At 49.1% G+C, this 613-nt stretch carries 1 protein-coding gene; it reads right to left on the bottom strand.

Features of this window, described 5'->3' with window-relative positions:
- Positions 1 to 53 precede the first annotated feature (53 nt).
- Positions 54 to 485 (bottom strand): YdcF family protein, encoded by a 432-nt coding sequence (locus tag Q0859_RS21445; protein ID WP_299155210.1) that lies wholly within the window; start codon positions 483 to 485, stop codon positions 54 to 56.
- Positions 486 to 613 lie beyond the last annotated feature (128 nt).

Raw genomic sequence — 613 nt, 5'->3', positions numbered from 1 at the left:
CTTAACTAAGCCCAGATGAGCGACGACTCCTCAAAGTCAAACCGCCATCTGTCTCAAACCATTTGATGACGGACAGGATGCCAAAACTGGACGTCGATACCTGTCCACTTCTTCATTACCGTTGCGAAGCACCTCTTCATGGTCTGTGGTTTAGCGACGAAAACAACTGAGACCGAATTACCCAGGATACGCTTAGAAAAATCGATGTTTTCACCGATGTTTGTCGCATCCTTCTCTAGGAAAACGTCGTCACTCTGTACTCCTTCAGCAACTGCGATTGCTGCAAAGGTTTCTGCCTCAGTATTGTCAAAAGTCCCTCTGGTCCAATTTCCGAAGTGCCCAGTGAAGAGGATCTTTTCGACAGTCCCTTGTAAACGCAATTTAGCGGCCTCTGTTGCGACAGTTGTATCATACGAGCCAAGCGCAACAGCCCAGTCGGCAGGGCCAAGCTCACTTCGAATCCGATGGAAGTCCCAAAGAACCATCGCTGCGTGCGTAACCAGTCTATTGCTACATGTCCCCATGGTTGCTCCGCTTTTTGTAACCCGTCACGGCCTTTGAGACAGACAGCATTGTTTTGCTAAGGGAGTGTCTTTCGCTCATCGTAACCCTT

Origin of the sequence: uncultured Tateyamaria sp. (assembly GCF_947497045.1) — a bacterium.
GTDB lineage: Bacteria > Pseudomonadota > Alphaproteobacteria > Rhodobacterales > Rhodobacteraceae > Tateyamaria.
The sequence above is the reverse complement of the archived record's forward strand: the minus strand, read 5'-3'. Positions and strand labels throughout refer to the sequence as shown.

Excerpts from the sequence above, each read along its gene's own strand:
- Q0859_RS21445 (WP_299155210.1), bottom strand. The coding sequence starts at position 485 with ATGGTTCTTTGGGACTTCCATCGGATTCGAAGTGAGCTTGGCCCTGCC.